At 58.5% G+C, this 14,550-nt stretch carries 18 protein-coding genes; 14 read left to right on the top strand and 4 right to left on the bottom strand.

Going from position 1 to position 14,550, the window contains the following annotated elements; translation table 11 throughout:
* The first annotated feature begins 178 nt into the window (after nucleotides 1-178).
* The 9 genes from M1D99_RS11845 to M1D99_RS11805 are packed head-to-tail and all read left to right on the top strand — an operon-like array spanning nucleotide 179 to nucleotide 7,675.
* Nucleotides 179-559: an integrative conjugative element protein, RAQPRD family gene (locus M1D99_RS11845; protein ID WP_458131855.1), complete on the top strand. Its 381-nt coding sequence runs from the start codon at nucleotides 179-181 to the stop codon at nucleotides 557-559.
* Nucleotides 546-785, top strand: coding sequence for a TIGR03758 family integrating conjugative element protein (locus tag M1D99_RS11840; protein WP_458131854.1), 240 nt, complete (start codon nucleotides 546-548; stop codon nucleotides 783-785). Before M1D99_RS11845 ends, M1D99_RS11840 begins: the two co-directional genes overlap by 14 nt.
* A gap of 17 nt (nucleotides 786-802) precedes the next feature.
* Nucleotides 803-1,174, top strand: coding sequence for a TIGR03745 family integrating conjugative element membrane protein (locus tag M1D99_RS11835; protein ID WP_060738069.1), 372 nt, complete (start codon nucleotides 803-805; stop codon nucleotides 1,172-1,174).
* Between the two features lie 7 nt (nucleotides 1,175-1,181).
* Nucleotides 1,182-1,595 (top strand): TIGR03750 family conjugal transfer protein, encoded by a 414-nt coding sequence (locus tag M1D99_RS11830; protein ID WP_458131853.1) that lies wholly within the window; start codon nucleotides 1,182-1,184, stop codon nucleotides 1,593-1,595.
* Nucleotides 1,592-2,233, top strand: coding sequence for a PFL_4703 family integrating conjugative element protein (locus M1D99_RS11825; protein WP_458131852.1), 642 nt, complete (start codon nucleotides 1,592-1,594; stop codon nucleotides 2,231-2,233). The genes M1D99_RS11830 and M1D99_RS11825 overlap by 4 nt, the downstream gene beginning before the upstream one ends.
* Nucleotides 2,230-3,042, top strand: a complete 813-nt coding sequence (locus M1D99_RS11820) for a TIGR03749 family integrating conjugative element protein (protein WP_458131851.1) — start codon at nucleotides 2,230-2,232, stop codon at nucleotides 3,040-3,042. Before M1D99_RS11825 ends, M1D99_RS11820 begins: the two co-directional genes overlap by 4 nt.
* Nucleotides 3,032-4,549: a TIGR03752 family integrating conjugative element protein gene (locus tag M1D99_RS11815; protein WP_458131850.1), complete on the top strand. Its 1,518-nt coding sequence runs from the start codon at nucleotides 3,032-3,034 to the stop codon at nucleotides 4,547-4,549. Before M1D99_RS11820 ends, M1D99_RS11815 begins: the two co-directional genes overlap by 11 nt.
* Nucleotides 4,512-4,928: a TIGR03751 family conjugal transfer lipoprotein gene (locus M1D99_RS11810; protein WP_458131849.1), complete on the top strand. Its 417-nt coding sequence runs from the start codon at nucleotides 4,512-4,514 to the stop codon at nucleotides 4,926-4,928. The genes M1D99_RS11815 and M1D99_RS11810 overlap by 38 nt, the downstream gene beginning before the upstream one ends.
* On the top strand, nucleotides 4,928-7,675 hold the full coding sequence (locus tag M1D99_RS11805) for a conjugative transfer ATPase (RefSeq protein WP_458131848.1): 2,748 nt from the start codon (nucleotides 4,928-4,930) through the stop codon (nucleotides 7,673-7,675). Before M1D99_RS11810 ends, M1D99_RS11805 begins: the two co-directional genes overlap by 1 nt.
* A gap of 24 nt (nucleotides 7,676-7,699) precedes the next feature.
* Here M1D99_RS11805 and M1D99_RS11800 read toward each other — a convergent pair whose 3' ends face one another.
* The 3 genes from M1D99_RS11800 to M1D99_RS11790 form a co-directional block, all read right to left on the bottom strand.
* Nucleotides 7,700-8,446, bottom strand: a complete 747-nt coding sequence (locus M1D99_RS11800) for a zeta toxin family protein (protein WP_458131847.1) — start codon at nucleotides 8,444-8,446, stop codon at nucleotides 7,700-7,702.
* Complete coding sequence (locus M1D99_RS11795) at nucleotides 8,443-8,691, bottom strand: hypothetical protein (protein ID WP_159285461.1); 249 nt, start codon at nucleotides 8,689-8,691, stop codon at nucleotides 8,443-8,445. The genes M1D99_RS11800 and M1D99_RS11795 overlap by 4 nt, the downstream gene beginning before the upstream one ends.
* A gap of 185 nt (nucleotides 8,692-8,876) precedes the next feature.
* The gene (locus M1D99_RS11790) at nucleotides 8,877-9,134 is read right to left on the bottom strand and encodes a LasR-specific antiactivator QslA (RefSeq protein WP_458131846.1); all 258 of its coding nucleotides are present in this window, start codon (nucleotides 9,132-9,134) and stop codon (nucleotides 8,877-8,879) included.
* Between the two features lie 160 nt (nucleotides 9,135-9,294).
* Between M1D99_RS11790 and M1D99_RS11785 the strand changes: the two genes are divergently transcribed.
* The 5 genes from M1D99_RS11785 to M1D99_RS11765 all read left to right on the top strand — a co-directional run bounded on the left by M1D99_RS11785 (nucleotide 9,295) and on the right by M1D99_RS11765 (nucleotide 13,861).
* Complete coding sequence (locus tag M1D99_RS11785; RefSeq protein ID WP_003235912.1) at nucleotides 9,295-9,549, top strand: helix-turn-helix domain-containing protein; 255 nt, start codon at nucleotides 9,295-9,297, stop codon at nucleotides 9,547-9,549.
* A 115-nt stretch (nucleotides 9,550-9,664) separates the two neighbouring features.
* Entirely contained in the window at nucleotides 9,665-10,621 is a 957-nt protein-coding gene (locus M1D99_RS11780) for a TIGR03756 family integrating conjugative element protein (RefSeq protein WP_458131845.1), read from the top strand.
* The gene (locus M1D99_RS11775) at nucleotides 10,618-12,000 is read left to right on the top strand and encodes an integrating conjugative element protein (RefSeq protein ID WP_458131844.1); all 1,383 of its coding nucleotides are present in this window, start codon (nucleotides 10,618-10,620) and stop codon (nucleotides 11,998-12,000) included. Before M1D99_RS11780 ends, M1D99_RS11775 begins: the two co-directional genes overlap by 4 nt.
* 3 nt (nucleotides 12,001-12,003) lie before the next feature.
* Complete coding sequence (locus M1D99_RS11770) at nucleotides 12,004-12,312, top strand: hypothetical protein (RefSeq protein ID WP_458131843.1); 309 nt, start codon at nucleotides 12,004-12,006, stop codon at nucleotides 12,310-12,312.
* A 10-nt stretch (nucleotides 12,313-12,322) separates the two neighbouring features.
* The gene (locus tag M1D99_RS11765; protein WP_458131842.1) at nucleotides 12,323-13,861 is read left to right on the top strand and encodes a conjugal transfer protein TraG N-terminal domain-containing protein; all 1,539 of its coding nucleotides are present in this window, start codon (nucleotides 12,323-12,325) and stop codon (nucleotides 13,859-13,861) included.
* A 16-nt stretch (nucleotides 13,862-13,877) separates the two neighbouring features.
* Here the strand turns inward: M1D99_RS11765 and M1D99_RS11760 are convergent, their stop codons facing one another.
* Nucleotides 13,878-14,261: a DUF3742 family protein gene (locus tag M1D99_RS11760; RefSeq protein WP_305489705.1), complete on the bottom strand. Its 384-nt coding sequence runs from the start codon at nucleotides 14,259-14,261 to the stop codon at nucleotides 13,878-13,880.
* Nucleotides 14,262-14,550: the final 289 nt, after the last annotated feature.

Raw genomic sequence — 14,550 nt, 5'->3', positions numbered from 1 at the left:
AGCGGAATCAAACGTTAACGGCCACCAATCGTTTTTCATGAGCAATCGAGACAGTGCTTGCAGTGTAACGTGTCATTTTTGCCTGTTTTTGACCTTCGATACGGTGCCCCAAAGAGCTGTATAGAAATAAATGACGCAGCGTGTTTCATGTTTCTTACTGCTGAGCCCTGGAGGTTAGATGAATGCTGGCCCCATCTCCAAACGGGCTATCCGCATGTCAACCAAATTTTTCCGAATCTGCTCACTGTTCGTACTGACGACGTTCCATAGCGGCAGCTATGCCGAATCTGCTCATGAGCAAGATCAGTTCAGTCTAATTCTGCAGCAACTCGACGCCATCGAACGCCTTGTGACACGAGCTGAGGCAGCCAGCACGGCTGAACCAGTCGAGCGCTATCGCTTCGACTATCTCCGTCTGTCTAAGGACATCCAACGTATTCGCCAGGGGGTGCAGGGCTATATGTCCCCCTCTCGCGCTCAACCCCGCGATCCCCATGAAATGGTGGGCGATTACCGCCTTGATACCCGAAAGCGGAGGCTTCGCCATGAGCATGACTGACGCTCAGACGGCCGCCTTCCAAAACGCCTCCGGTTTTTCGGCGCAGAGCAGTTCGACGCTCTGGCTGTCCTTGGTTCTCGTCCTGGCTTTGCTGTGGTGTGCCTGGGTGATGTGGACGGCTTACCGGGGCTGGGCCAACGGCAGCGTGCGCTTTGGAGCCTTCGGCGGCAGTGTCGCCCGCATCTTGCTCACCATACTCGTCCTGATGTTCTTCACCCTGTCCTAATCCAGGAGATCGCCGCCATGCTCAAGTGCCTTGCCCCTCTGAAAAACAACCTGCGTGATCGTGCGAGCCAACGCTTGATCGGTCTGCTGCTGGTGCTTGGTCCAAGTTTGGCTTTTGCCGAACTACCGACCATGGAAGCGCCTTCACGGGGTGAAGGTTCCGGGTTGATCGAAACGATCAAAAACTACGCCTACGACGGCGGTATCCTGCTCGGTTTGCTGATCGCCCTGCTCGCTTTTCTCGGTGTGGCCTGGCACTCCCTGACCGTTTATGCCGACGTGCAGAACCAGCGCAAGACCTGGAAGGACTTGGGTGCTGTAGTCGGTATCGGAGCTCTGCTGGTGGTGATCATCATCTGGTTCCTGACCAAGGCTGCCGCGATTCTGTGAGGTCGACATGAACGACACTATCGAACGCCTTGCCGACGGCACCTTGGTTTTTCTGCCCGAGCGACTCAATCGCGACCCTGCCGTACTGCGAGGTTTGACCAATGATGAGATGTGGATAGCGCTGGGTACCGGCGCAGTCATCGGCCTGCTGCTGGGCGTTCCTCTGGCGATCGCCACCGCTTCCATTGCCGTAGCGCCGACCGGCATGATCGCAGGCATGGCCGTGGTGTTATTAGCCGGTGGCACGCTTTTGCGTCGAGCCAAACGAGCCCGTCCCGAGACCTGGTTGTACCGCAAGCTGGAATGGATACTCGCCAGCCGTTGGCGCCTGAGGCGCGGAGGTTTAGTCCTCCACTCCGGCGTCTGGACGGTTCGCCGCTCGCGTCGACTCCGCCCTGCTCTGTCCCGGTGGCGACCATGAGCCGTTTTCGGAACAAGGTGGATGCTCAACAGGCTCATATCTTCAGCCTGCGTCTGGCGGTGGTAATCCTCGCCTTGGTCTGCGCCGGACTCTGGTATGGCTGGCGCTCGGCACCGACCGATCTGACCGTACATGTACCGCCAGATCTGCGCTCGGGCAGCATGCGCAAATGGTGGGATATCCCTTCAGAAAATGTGTATGCCTTTGCCCTGTACATCTTTGGTCAGCTCAACCGCTGGCCCTCGGATGGCGAGCAGGACTATCGCCGCGCAATCTATGGCTTGCAATCCTACCTAACACCCGCTTGCAAGGCATTCCTTGATGGAGACTATGAGTACCGCAAGGCCGCAGGCGAACTGCGCCAGCGGGTGCGAGGCGTCTACGAAATCCTAGGGCGAGGCTACAGCGATGATCCGGACCTCAGGGTCAAGCAACTCGACCGCGATAGTTGGCTGGTCAAGCTCGACCTCAATGCCGATGAGTATTACGCCGCGGAACCAGTAAAACGGGTGGTGGTGCGTTATCCGTTACGCGTGGTGCGTTTTGATCTGGATCCCGAACGCAATAAGTGGGGGCTGGCACTGGATTGTTATCAAGGCACTCCGCAAAAGCTCTCCCTGCCTGGAGGTGCGCCATGAAGCGGATTTCTGCCTTGGGACTTACCTTCTCACTGATGCTATGGGGAGCAGTAGCACAGGCCGTGGAGCTGATGCACTGGGAACGCCTTCCCCTCGCGGTGCCACTAGTGATCAATCAGGAGCGGGTGGTCTTTGTCGATGAGGCTGTTCGCGTCGGAGTGCCCTCAACCCTGACGGGCAAGCTGCGTGTGCAATCAACTGGCGGCACGCTGTACCTGCGCGCGTCGGAGGCTATCGACCCGACCCGCCTACAGCTGCAATCTGTCGCGACGGGCGAGATCATCCTCTTGGACATCGCAGCCAAGCCTGGCGATCAACCGCTGGAACCCGTGCGTATTCTCAAGAATGCTCAGGAGCAGCCTACCGAGGCTGAATTTAGCGCCGTGCCTGTTCCAGAACGTACGCCGATCCCGGTCGCTTTGACGCGCTACGCCGCACAAAGCCTGTACGCACCTCTACGTACCGTTGAGCCTCTGCCCGGCATACGTCGCGTCCCGCTCAAGCTGCGCACCGCACTGCCGACCCTGCTGCCGACTGAAAACGTGTCCAGCACGCCCATCGCCGCCTGGCGACTCGGTGATTACTGGTTGACGGCGGTGAAGTTACGCAACCTTAGTTCAGCGCCGGTGCAACTCGACCCGCGTCAGCTTCAGGCCAAGTTGTTCGCCGCGTCCTTCCAGCATGCTTTCCTCGGGCCTGTCGGCAGCCCTGAAGACACCACGGTTGCCTATCTCGTCACCCACGGTGCCGGCCTCGAACACGCCGTGCCGCTCCCGCCCGTTGCACGAGGTGCTGACGATGAAAGCTAACGCCTTGCTCAAATGGTTGGTACCGGCTGTGCTGCTAGGCGTGGTGTTCATCATCCTGAAAACTTGGGTTGCGGGTGGTACCTCGCCTTCGTCAGACAGTCCGCCTGCTCAGGACAACCTCCAGTTATCCGCCGAACAGGCCAAGTCGCTCGGTATTGCGGGTGATACCCCACGCGACACGGTTGCCACCTTGGTCGGCCAGGTGAAGGCCATGCGCAGCGACATGCTCGGCCTGAAAAAACACAACGATTCGCTGCAGACGGAGAACAACCGCCTTCGTGAGCGGGAAAATAGTGTCGATTCGCGCATCCAGACCGCGCTTGGCAGCGTAACCCAACAGGTCGACGAAGGCCGCCGACAAGCCAACGAGGCCCGACTCAAAGCGGAACAAGACAGCCGCCAGGCCCGTGCTCTGCTTACGCAATTGCAGGAACAGCTGTCGGGGCTGACCGGCAAAGGCAAGGATATGCCAATCGGACTGGGGCTTGAGCCGGGCGACGGTGCTCATTTCGAAGGACAGCATTCTGCCAATGATGCGCTGCAGTGGATTGAGCCCTCGGATGCTCCGTCCACCGACGCCCAAAGCAAAACCAAGACCGCGTCCACCCTGAGTCTGCCTACTGCTTTCAACTCACTGGAGGGTTTGAAGGACAATGCCATCGACCGCAGCCAGAAGCAGTTACACGAGGTCACCAAGGGTGAACGTGACCTGACACGCTCCGCTGATCGTACCGAAGGCGCAAAGCCGGTCTACACCATTCCTGAAAACGCCACGCTGATGGGCTCGGTCGCCATGACCGCGATGATCGGCCGAGTCCCGGTGGACGGCACCGTGAATGACCCCTATCCCTTCAAGGTGCTGGTCGGTCCGGAGAACCTGACCGCCAACGGCATCGACCTGCCGGACGTCGCGGGGGCCGTAATGAGCGGCACGGCATCCGGTGACTGGGCCCTGTCTTGCGTGCGCGGACAGGTCGAGTCAATCACCTTTGTGTTTACCGACGGCACCATCCGCACGGTGCCCCAGCCGAAGGCGGTAGCCAGCCGTAATGCCTCCACCACCCAGAGCTCAAACACCGACAAGATTCGCGGCGGACTCGGTTACCTGTCCGATCCATATGGCATCCCGTGCGTTGCCGGCGAACGCCGCTCAAACGCTCAACAGTACCTCGGCAGCCAGAGCTTGATCACTGCCGCCGGCGCCGGTGTGGCCGCCTTGCTCGGGGATGAGCAGAACAGCAGCAGCGTGATCAGTTCGGGCGGCAGTACGCTTGGGGTCACCAGCAGCAGTGGCAATAGCGCGCTGAATTCAATTCTCAGTGGTGGGGTCAGCGACATTCGCGAGTGGATCAACAAACTGTATGGCGAGACCTTTGCTGCCGTGTACGTGCCACCGGCCGCCCAAGTCGCGCTGCACCTCGACCATGAGATCACCATCGACTACGAGCCCAAGGGCCGGAGCGTTCGCCATGAAAAAGACCATGCCTCTCTGCCTGACCTGGATTAGCGTGTTCTGCTGGGTTCTGTCGGGGTGTTCCACCGACAAAGACACGCTGCTGCCCCATGGCGAGCAAACTATGATGGATATCTGGAACGGCGCCGGTTCGCAAGGCACTCAGCAGCAACTGCTGGATGCTCGACAGCAGTTACGCCGCCCGCTGGCTCAGGCAGATGTCTCCGCGGCTCTCCAGGAACCGTACACGCGCACAGCGGCGAACGAGATCCGCAACCTGTTCCCGCGCCTGCCCAATCCCGATCTGGTGCTGTACGTGTATCCGCATTTGAGCGGTACCGAGCAGGCACCGGTTCCGGGTTACTCGACCGTCTTTCCGTTCTACCAACGGGTGCAGTACGCATTACCCGGAGAACGTCAGGAGGACTTGTAATGCGTACCGGCGACTCGGGCAACCGCACTTCTGCATGGAAAGCCTGGCGCCACCCATTGCGCCCTCGCGCCACCTTGGCCGATGAAGCTGCACTCTATGCGCATAACCCCAGCTTCACCGATCACCTGCCATGGGTCGAATACCTCGACACCGAGCAGTGTTTTCTACTGGATGACAACCGCTCGGTGGGTGCCGTGTTCGAGTTGCTGCCCATTGGCACTGAGGGGCGCGAACCCGATTGGTTGATGGCCGCCCGCGATGCCCTCGAGGATGCCCTGCAGGATAGCTTTGACGAGCTGGACCAAGCTCCGTGGGTGGCGCAGTTTTTCTGTCAGGACGACAACGACTTCACCCCCTACCTGACCCGGCTCACCGATTATATCCAGGACAGCGCGCGAGCCACGGTCTTCACCGAAGCGTATTTGGAACTCAGCCGCCGTCATCTGAAGGCCATCGCCAAGCCTGGTGGTTTGTTTGAGGATAAGGTGGTGACGCGCCTGCCCTGGCGCGGCAATAACCGTCGGTTGCGCCTGGTGGTCTATCGCTGGCTTGAGTACTACGGTGAAGAGACGGGGCTCACCCCGCTGCAATCCCTGCAACAGGCTTGCGAACGTATCCGTGCTTCGTTGCAGGCGTGCGGGGTGCAATCGACGCGAGTCGATGGCCGCAGTCTGTATGCCTGGCTGCTGCCCTGGTTCAATCCGGCCCCCAAACTTAGCGATGAAGAGCCTGAGGACTTCTACCGCCGCGTGGCCTATCCGGAATCGGGCGATGGTGAGTCGCTGGAACTGCCCTTCGATCATGACTTCGCCGAGCGGCTATTTTTCAATGAGCCGCGTTCGGATGTGCATCGCGGATTCTGGTATTTCGATGAGCAGCCCCACCGCGTGATGGTAGTGGACAAGCTGCGCCGAGCGCCCTTGATTGGTCAACTCACTGGTGAAACTCGCAAGGGCGACGCGGTGAATGCGCTGTTCGACCAGTTACCCGAAGGCACGGTGATGAGTCTGACCCTGGTGGTCAAACCCCAAGATGTGCTCGAGGAGCAGCTGAACCGTCTGGCACGCAAAGCCATCGGTGAAAACCTGGCCTCGACCCAGAGTCGTCAGGATGTTGAAGAGGCTCGTGCGATCATCGGTCGCCAGCACAAGCTGTACCGCGGCACCCTGGCGTTCTATGTGCGCGGTCACGATGAACAGCAATTGCACCAGCGCTCGGTCAGCCTTGCCAACGCGCTATTGGGCGCGGGGCTGCAACCGGTACGTGAAGGCGATGAGGTCGCCGCCTGCAACAGCTACCTGCGTTGGTTGCCGATGGTTTACAACCCGGCCCGCGACACGCGCAACTGGTACACGCGGCTGATGTTCGCCCAGCACCTGGCGAACCTGGTTCCGGTGTGGGGGCGAAGCACCGGCACCGGCAACCCCGGCATCACTCTATTCAATCGTGGTGGCTCACCGTTGACCTTTGATCCGTTGTCACGTCTGGACCGGACCATGAACGGCCATCTGCTTTTGTTCGGGCCGACCGGCGCCGGCAAGTCGGCCACCCTGGTCACCCTGCTGATGCAGGTCATGGCGGTGTACCGCCCTCGCCTGTTTATTGTTGAGGCCGGTAACTCATTCGGCTTGCAGGGCGACTACTTCGCGACACAGGGCTTGTCGGTCAACAAGGTCCAATTGAAACCTGGTACCGCAATCAGCCTCGCCCCGTTCGCCGATGCCTGGCGCCTGGTCGAGCAGCCGGATCAGGTGGCGAGTCTGTCGATCGATGAGCTGGACGATGAGACGGTAGCCAGTCGCGAAAACCAGCGCGACGTTCTAGGCGAACTGGAAATCACCGCCCGCCTGATGATCACCGGCGGCGAGGCCAAGGAAGAGGCGCGCCTGAGTCGAGCCGATCGCAGCTTGATCCGCGAGTGCATCCTTGACGCGGCGCAGGCCTGCGTCGCCGCAGGCCGGCAGGTGCTGACCCGCGACGTGCGGGACGCGTTGCTGCGCGTCGCCGCCGACACGCACTTGCCGGAGAAGCGTCGTGAGCGTGCCCAGGAAATGGGCGAGTCCATGGACCTGTTCTGCCAGGGTTTCGAGGGTGAACTGTTCGATCGTGAAGGCACGCCTTGGCCCGAGAGCGATGTGACCATCGTCGACCTGGCCACCTATGCTCGTGAAGGTTACGAAGCCCAGATGTCCATCAGCTACATCAGCCTGATGAACACCGTGAATAACCTTGCAGAGCGCGATCAGTACCTGGGCCGACCGATAATTATGGTCACCGACGAGGGCCATATCATCACCAAGAACCCGCTGTTAGCACCGTTCGTGGTCAAGGGCACGAAGATGTGGCGCAAGCTCGGCGCCTGGTTCTGGCTGGCCACACAAAATCTTGCCGACTTTCCCACGGCTGCACAGACGATGCTCAACATGATCGAATGGTGGATCTGTTTGAACATGCCGCCAGCGGAGATTGAAGAAATCGCGCGGTTCAAGAAGCTTTCACCGGTGCAGAAAGCCTTGTTGCTCTCCGCCAACAAGGAACCGGGTAAGTTCACCGAAGGGGTCGTGCTGTCGAAGAAACTCGAAACGCTGTTTCGGGCCGTGCCACCTAGCCTCTATCTCGCCCTGGCCATGACGGAACCCGAGGAAAAGGCCGAACGTTGGACACTGATGCAACGCACCGGCTGCTCGGAATTGGAGGCGGCTTACCGGGTAGCTGAGCGGATCGATAAGATGCGAGGAATTAAGTGAAACGGAGCTGATCCTAGGTTTCGATCAACCCGGCAGCAAATCCTTGAACACCTTCTCCACGTAGGCCTGCATGAACCAGTCAGGGATCTCATCAGTCCTGAACTCAAGGTCGGTCCCGTCCGTTACTTCAGCGAGCAGCAGCAGATCAGCGCCGGAGTTATCAAAGATATAAGCCCGGTTCGAGGCTGCGATGGCCGCTGGTAATAGGTTCAGACAACGACCGTAGCGCTGGACAATTTTTTCCGTGGGAACTGGGTGCCCACCTGCCGCAACACGGTTCTTGACCCTGTTGATATTGATATCCGGGTCTTCAGTGGCGACAAAATAGAGATAGGTGCGATATCCCGACGCTCTTGCCTTGAGCATAAAAGCGATTTTGTCCTCGCTAGACATCACCGTTTCGAAGGTGAACGACAATTGGGCTTCGAGGAGCTTGTGCCGAATAAAATCAGAGAGGACGGAAGCAAAATAGGAATTCATTTCCACGGTCTGAAAATTCAGGCCGTTGCCGCTGAAGTCTATTTTGGCCGCCTCTTCATCAAGCTGAACCGACCGGATCAGGCGATGCGCCTTGATAAAACCGAGAACCTCATCACCTTCGGTTTCCAACTGAAAATCGCTGAATTCCAGACGCCCGCCTTCTTTGGCAGCCTTTTCGATTTCATCCGGATTGATGTAGATACCAATCAGATGGGAAGGAACGGCACTTTTCATCGTGCTTTTGCCAGAACCGTTAGGACCGGCAAACATCCTCAGCCGAGGGACGGTCATGAGCAGCGACGCACCTTGATAATGCCGCCCAAGGTCACTTTATGCTTGGGTTTGGCCACCCGAATAACCTTGTGCTTACCATCAGCAGTCGTCTCAACGAGCATGCCGTCCATGACTTCCATCACGCTGCGTCCGGCCGCCAGCGCATTGATATAGGCCGTATTGATCGCACCTTCAGCCATGGCTGGGATTTTACCCTCCAGTCGGCTCACCAGATCGTCACTCAACACTTGGTCGGCTTTCATATCGCGCTCCACGTTCTCAGAGCGTGCAGAATCTGCACTTACCAGAATCCTAGCTACGTAAATCTGTTTGTCACAGACCAACGCTATTTCTGTCAGGTCTCCATTCTAGAGGAATGGAGCCTGGAACCATACCTTCCAGTAAATTTTCCCGTGCAAGCCATATCGTCCGGGTTGGAGCCGCACGGCTACGGTGAAACGCCTTGTAGCCGTTGCTGAATTCTCAATAAAAACCCTGCTTCGAAAGCATCCTGAGAGTCTCCTGCCGGACAAGTCTTACGCGCCTGCGCCAACTCCCACCACAGCGGTACCTCCCCTGGTGTATTAAGCCAGGCCTGAGCGCATTGCACGCCACGATCAATCATGGGCGCGAATTCACTGCCCCACGGTGTCAGAAGGCTCGGGCAACCGTCCGCCGCCGGAATTGAAACGTAATTCTCGTCCATAGACACCTTAGCTTTCGATTTATTTATTAATGCTGGGTCTGTTCAAAGCAGCATAGAAACAAAACTGGCACTTCGCTTAAACATCAAAAAGATGCCCGAATCAGACCAATGTAGACTATATCCCGTGGATTGAGAGTCCCTCAAGGCGCAGTTTGCGCGCATGACTCAAGACTACGAACAGCTCCGTCTGCAACTCGCGGAAAACATCCGCTCGATGCGACGCGTGAAGAACCTTACCCAGGAGCAATTGGCGCTCATGGCCGAGGTGGATCGTACCTACGTGAGCCAAATCGAGCGAGGGGTAGGCAACCCGTCGTTATTGGTCCTCTGCAAACTCGCCAACATTTTCGAGATCAAAACGGATCAACTGCTCATCGAGTCTGACGCGCTTGCTCGTAAGCTGAGCGCTGAATGACCCTCTGCTGATCTAGAAGATCGCTGTAAACCGACAATCCTGCGTTCGGCTTTCTCACTGACACCCCTCTCTCGATTATTGAACCTGTCCAGGCCATACACCCAGAGCCTGGATCATGTCTGCTGCCTGCCCGCACATTTCGCCCCAGAAGTTACATCCTTTGGTGCTGAGCATTCTGCTGGCATCCGGATCAAGCGTGGCGCTGGATACCGGCACCATTGCCGCCTCCGTGCTCACTCCGGACTGTCTCGAATATAAGGTCGTCGGCATCTGCTTCTGGTTGCTCTGCACCCCCTTCGGCTGCACTGTGAAAACCTCAACCAAGGTTCGTCACTTCATTCCTGAGCTGGTGGTCTCGAGCTATGCCACCACCGGTGCCAATCCGTGGACCGAGATGGCCGCCCTATCCTCTCCTATCAGTGGGGCGGAAGGAGGCGGTAACCTGATCACGCCGAACACCCAGCGCGATAATCTGCCTCGTTTCAAAAACGTTGATGCCATCGGTCATCCAGGTGGCTGGGCCGCCACGCAACTTGCCTCGCAATCCGGCTACGCCTGCGCCAGCGGTGCCACGGCGTTCCTGCCCTACTACCTGAGCACTTGGGACTCACTGGCCTGGCGTCATGGCATCCCGGAAAGCCTTTACCCCGAGTCGCTCGTGCCGGGAATCCGTGAAATCGGTCGTCAGCTCGCGGGAAACATGTGGGGCAACGTCTATCCCCGGCAAGGATTCCTGGTGCAACCCGACGACTTCAAAGCCGCTGCGGTGATGGCGCAGCGAGCGGGTGACGTCATTACCCGCAACTGGCAACCGCACGTGTATGTCCCGCTCACACCCGTACCACGCGATGGTTATTGGCCGCCTGGCCCAATCGTTGAAAACGACGCTTCGACCCACAAATGGCAATTGCTCTCCCCCCGGGTTCAACCCACATGTGCCATCTTCCCCAGTGAACCGGTGCAGAGCGTGGATGGCGGCTACGCGTGGTCGCTGTGGCGCCCCTATAGCTGCTGCAAGCGTGAGGGACAGACCTTCCTGTTCAGCATCGACTTCGAAGGTGGTGCTTCATGAGTCGGCTTCTTGCAGGACCATGGTTGGGCCCGATGAGCTTGTTGCTCTGCGGACTGCTCGCCGTGGCCACGCATGCCGACGCCGCCGAGGACGATTACCGTCTAGGCACTCAAGGCGAAGTGCTCGACGACAGGGTGATGTACACCATCGGTGGCGGCTTGGCAGCGGGCTCGCCGAGTTCGCTCTATCGCCCCAACGGACTCGGTGTCGGTGGGTCTTGGCAGGCGAACATGATGTGCGGAAACATGAGCCTCACCAACACCTTGCAAAACCAGTTGAACGGAGTCACCGAAGGGTTCCAGCAGATCATGGGCAGCATCGTGCAGAACGCGACCCAAGCGGTAATGTCGCTGCCTGCGTTGATCATCCAGCGCGCCAACCCCGGGCTTTATGAGTTGTTGAGTAACGGGGTGATGCAAGGGCGCATCGACTTCGACCGTTCCAAGCTGACCTGCCAGGCCATGGCCGAGAAGATGGCGGACAAGGTCGGTCAAGCCGGCTGGGGCGCATTGGCCAAGAACCAGGAGATGCAGGGTAACCTAGAACAAACAGGCGGTGATGCGGTGGCCGCGGTGAAAAACACCGAGGCCCGTAACGGCAACAACGGGGTGTCTTGGGTCGGCGGGCAGAAGGCTGGAGGTAGCGGACAAACACCCATCCGGGCAACCTCCGATGTGGTGCGGGCGGGCTACAACCTGCTGCATAACCGGTCCGTGGATGACAGCGCCTCGATCAGTAGCAGTGATTGCCTGGGCGGCGCTATTTGCCAGGCATGGACCTCACCCCAAGAGGAATCCGAATGGGCCGTTCGAGTGTTGGGCGAGACCGAAGTCGCGACCTGTGACACCTGCGAGACTCTGCGGGCTACCGCTGGCAGCGGACTGACGCCGCTGATCCAGGAGGCCTACAGTGAACACCTCAAGACCCTGCAAGGTCTGTTGTCCGGCTCATTGTCGCCTACCCCTGACAATCTGAGTAAAGCCTCCAGCCCGATGCTGCCGGTGACCCGTGGTGTGATCGAAGCCCTGCGCGACGATCCTGATCAGGAACTCCTGGCGCGGCGCCTGGCCAGTGAGACGGCCCTGTCCAGCGTACTCAATAAGGCGCTCCTGCTACTGCGCACCCTGCTGGCAGGCAGTCACGAACCGAACATCGCTTCCGCTGAACCGGCCCAAACGGCCTTGACGAAAAACATCGACACGCTGGAGCGTGAAATACGCCTACTGCAGACCGAGTTGCAGGTTCGACAAATGTTGGCTACCAACACCGCGAGTCTCGTGCTCGATCGGCATGCCGGAGGCGCCGATGCGTCGCGCACCGTCGAGCAAGGCGACCCCGAACCTGGTCGACTCAACGACGCTGACGCCAGGCGCAAGTGAGCCATGAAACGCTCACTGCTATTCACTTTGCTTTCAAGTCTCTGGGTTGCAGCAGCGATGATCCTGAGCGCCGCACTGGTCGCCTGGATCGGCTGCACTGCGCTGGGCAGTTTCGGGGTCTGGCAGCAAGCCTTGGAATCGATACGGTCTTATCTGCGGTGGTGGCGTGTCCTGCTCTACGGCGTCCTCTTTGCACTCTGGTGGGACCTGCTGAGGCGCTACCGACATCGACCACAGGACCGACTGCGCGTGAAACGCGCAGGGACGTTAGGGCTCTCGCTCTTTACCTGCGTCGAGCTCACTCGATTGTGAGGTCACCACCATGCTCATGAGCACCAACAGCTATCTGGAGTTTTACCTCTCCCTGCTGGCATGGATCATCAACAACGGTATCTGGAACGTCCTGTCCGATACGGGGCTGTTCGCCGCGCCCTTTGGTGCAATCATCTTGCAAGAATGGTTGTCGGCCCGTCAGCAAGGCGCGGATGAAGGCAACAAGGGATTGCTCTCGGTGCCTCGAATCGAGAACCGGCTTTGGCTGGCCTACATTGTCGTATTGTTCGGCTGCGCGCCGGTCTTTCCGCTAAACCTCGCTTCAATGGCGTTCGACGATGCAGCGAGCCAACGCTGCGGTGTCAGCGTGGCCAAGCCAGCGGAAACCGCCTGGGGTACCACTTTCAACACCATCGGAGAACGCTCTGCCAACGTGCCAATCTGGTGGTTTCTGGTGCACGCCTTGAGTAAAGGAGTGACCGCAGCGGCCACCGCCTCCATTCCCTGCGCACCGGACATCCGACAGATGCGCATGGAGATCGACAGTTCTCGCATTGATAACCAAGTGTTGCTACAGGAAGTCGCCGATTTTACTCGCGACTGCTACGGCTATTCCCGTTCTCGGCTATTCACCAACCGTCCGCAGTTGGACAAGGCACAAAGTCACGACGCCTCCTGGATAGGGTCAAGCTATTTTCTCGACACGCCCGGCTACTACGACACGGATCGTTCACGCACGCCGCGAGTCAGCTGGCCCTATGACGAAAGCCGCGATGTTTCCTTGCCGCGGCTGGAGAATGGCGCGGGCTATCCCACTTGCAAACAGTGGTGGAATGACAGCGGTGTCGGGTTGCGCGAGCGCTTGATCCAACAGGTCGATCCTTCGCTGCTGACTCAGCTGAAAGGCTGGTTGACTGGCCGTTCGAGCAACGAAATCGAGGATGCAACCCTGCGCGAACTGGTCAGCCCGCGCCAACAATCGATGTCCATGTCGCCCGGGCAGGTGTACCAGGACTATGGCTCCAGTGCTCGCGGCGGGTCGATCAATCAGGGGCTCAATAACCTGGCGACCAACACTGGGCTAGCCCTCGGTTCCTTCAGCAACTTCCCGGCGATGAATGCGCTACGCGCCGCCCTGCCCATGGTGCAGGCTTTCCTGATCATGGGCGTCATCATCAGCCTGCCACTGATCCTGCTGGTTAGTACCTACCAGCTAAAGGCCGTCATGACGGTGACGTTCGCGCTGTTCACACTGCACATGCTGACCTTCTGGTGGGAGTTGGCCCGCTGGGTCGACTCCAGCATGCTCGATACCTTGTACAACCAAGTGTCGGCGTCCAATCAGGTACTGCTGTCGCTGCCCACATCCGGTTTTATGGACGGGACCGTCACGGCACAGGTGATTGAGTATGTGATGGGGGCAATGTTCGTCGTGCTTCCGATGTTGTTTTTGGCTGCAATGAGCTGGGCAGGATATAGCGTTGGCTCAATCGCCGACGGCATGCTTAGCAAAGGAGCAGCTCAAGCGCAGGACGCTGGTGCAAGGGGCACTGGAGCTCTGATGTCTGCTGGAAAGGCCTTAAAGTAGGGAGTGAAGAGCTCGACTAAAGGTCTTTTAAATCAGGCTGACCGGGTGCGCGGCCATACTCATACTCACCATATGGATCGCCATATGCTTTGTAACGGAGAGCATCCTTAGGTTTGATAGGTGTTCCATTCGCGATGGCCCAACATAAGGCGATAAGGATTATCACCGACACTGTGAGCCATAAGCTAACTAGAAGCAGTCCTGCAGCAACTGCCAACTTGAAGATTAAAAAACTCCCGCGAACAAGCAGCTTGCCTGCGGGCATACCTGCCGTCACCGCACGCTCAGCCGTGCGGGACTCCAATGCTTTCAACTTGCGATACCCGCGTTTTATCGACATGCCACAGGTATATGCCCAGTGGTGGACGCGGGAAACCTCAACACGGTTTTGAGTCGGCATGGTCTCGCCCTCTTCTGAGCGTTTTCATGGTTGAGAGAGGAGTAATAGCCTACTACCGAAAACCGCCCATGCCTGACCGTTTATCAGTTTACCTAGCCGAAAACTCTTCACTGGAAGACAGAAGACGCAGCTCGTGGATCAGCGCCTCAGTGGCGGTTGACCCACCCATATCATCCAGCTACATAGAGAGTACGGATCGCTGTTATCGACAGCACCTTCCCAGGTAGCCCGAGCCTTCAAAGCTACGTCACTCCGGTGATGGTTCCCCCAAGTGCGATTAGCGTTCGGT

Source organism: Pseudomonas sp. R3-41, from assembly GCF_054161485.1.
This window is presented reverse-complemented; position numbering and strand designations above follow the sequence as displayed.

What these genes read in the sequence shown, in the direction of transcription:
- M1D99_RS11845 (WP_458131855.1), top strand. Translation starts at nt 179, where the DNA reads ATGAATGCTGGCCCCATCTCCAAACGGGCTATCCGCATGTCAACCAAA.
- M1D99_RS11840 (WP_458131854.1), top strand. Translation starts at nt 546, where the DNA reads ATGAGCATGACTGACGCTCAGACGGCCGCCTTCCAAAACGCCTCCGGT.
- M1D99_RS11835 (WP_060738069.1), top strand. Translation starts at nt 803, where the DNA reads ATGCTCAAGTGCCTTGCCCCTCTGAAAAACAACCTGCGTGATCGTGCG.
- M1D99_RS11830 (WP_458131853.1), top strand. Translation starts at nt 1,182, where the DNA reads ATGAACGACACTATCGAACGCCTTGCCGACGGCACCTTGGTTTTTCTG.
- M1D99_RS11825 (WP_458131852.1), top strand. Translation starts at nt 1,592, where the DNA reads ATGAGCCGTTTTCGGAACAAGGTGGATGCTCAACAGGCTCATATCTTC.
- M1D99_RS11820 (WP_458131851.1), top strand. Translation starts at nt 2,230, where the DNA reads ATGAAGCGGATTTCTGCCTTGGGACTTACCTTCTCACTGATGCTATGG.
- M1D99_RS11815 (WP_458131850.1), top strand. Translation starts at nt 3,032, where the DNA reads ATGAAAGCTAACGCCTTGCTCAAATGGTTGGTACCGGCTGTGCTGCTA.
- M1D99_RS11810 (WP_458131849.1), top strand. Translation starts at nt 4,512, where the DNA reads ATGAAAAAGACCATGCCTCTCTGCCTGACCTGGATTAGCGTGTTCTGC.
- M1D99_RS11805 (WP_458131848.1), top strand. Translation starts at nt 4,928, where the DNA reads ATGCGTACCGGCGACTCGGGCAACCGCACTTCTGCATGGAAAGCCTGG.
- M1D99_RS11800 (WP_458131847.1), bottom strand. Translation starts at nt 8,446, where the DNA reads ATGACCGTCCCTCGGCTGAGGATGTTTGCCGGTCCTAACGGTTCTGGC.
- M1D99_RS11795 (WP_159285461.1), bottom strand. Translation starts at nt 8,691, where the DNA reads ATGAAAGCCGACCAAGTGTTGAGTGACGATCTGGTGAGCCGACTGGAG.
- M1D99_RS11790 (WP_458131846.1), bottom strand. Translation starts at nt 9,134, where the DNA reads ATGGACGAGAATTACGTTTCAATTCCGGCGGCGGACGGTTGCCCGAGC.
- M1D99_RS11785 (WP_003235912.1), top strand. Translation starts at nt 9,295, where the DNA reads ATGACTCAAGACTACGAACAGCTCCGTCTGCAACTCGCGGAAAACATC.
- M1D99_RS11780 (WP_458131845.1), top strand. Translation starts at nt 9,665, where the DNA reads ATGTCTGCTGCCTGCCCGCACATTTCGCCCCAGAAGTTACATCCTTTG.
- M1D99_RS11775 (WP_458131844.1), top strand. Translation starts at nt 10,618, where the DNA reads ATGAGTCGGCTTCTTGCAGGACCATGGTTGGGCCCGATGAGCTTGTTG.
- M1D99_RS11770 (WP_458131843.1), top strand. Translation starts at nt 12,004, where the DNA reads ATGAAACGCTCACTGCTATTCACTTTGCTTTCAAGTCTCTGGGTTGCA.
- M1D99_RS11765 (WP_458131842.1), top strand. Translation starts at nt 12,323, where the DNA reads ATGCTCATGAGCACCAACAGCTATCTGGAGTTTTACCTCTCCCTGCTG.
- M1D99_RS11760 (WP_305489705.1), bottom strand. Translation starts at nt 14,261, where the DNA reads ATGCCGACTCAAAACCGTGTTGAGGTTTCCCGCGTCCACCACTGGGCA.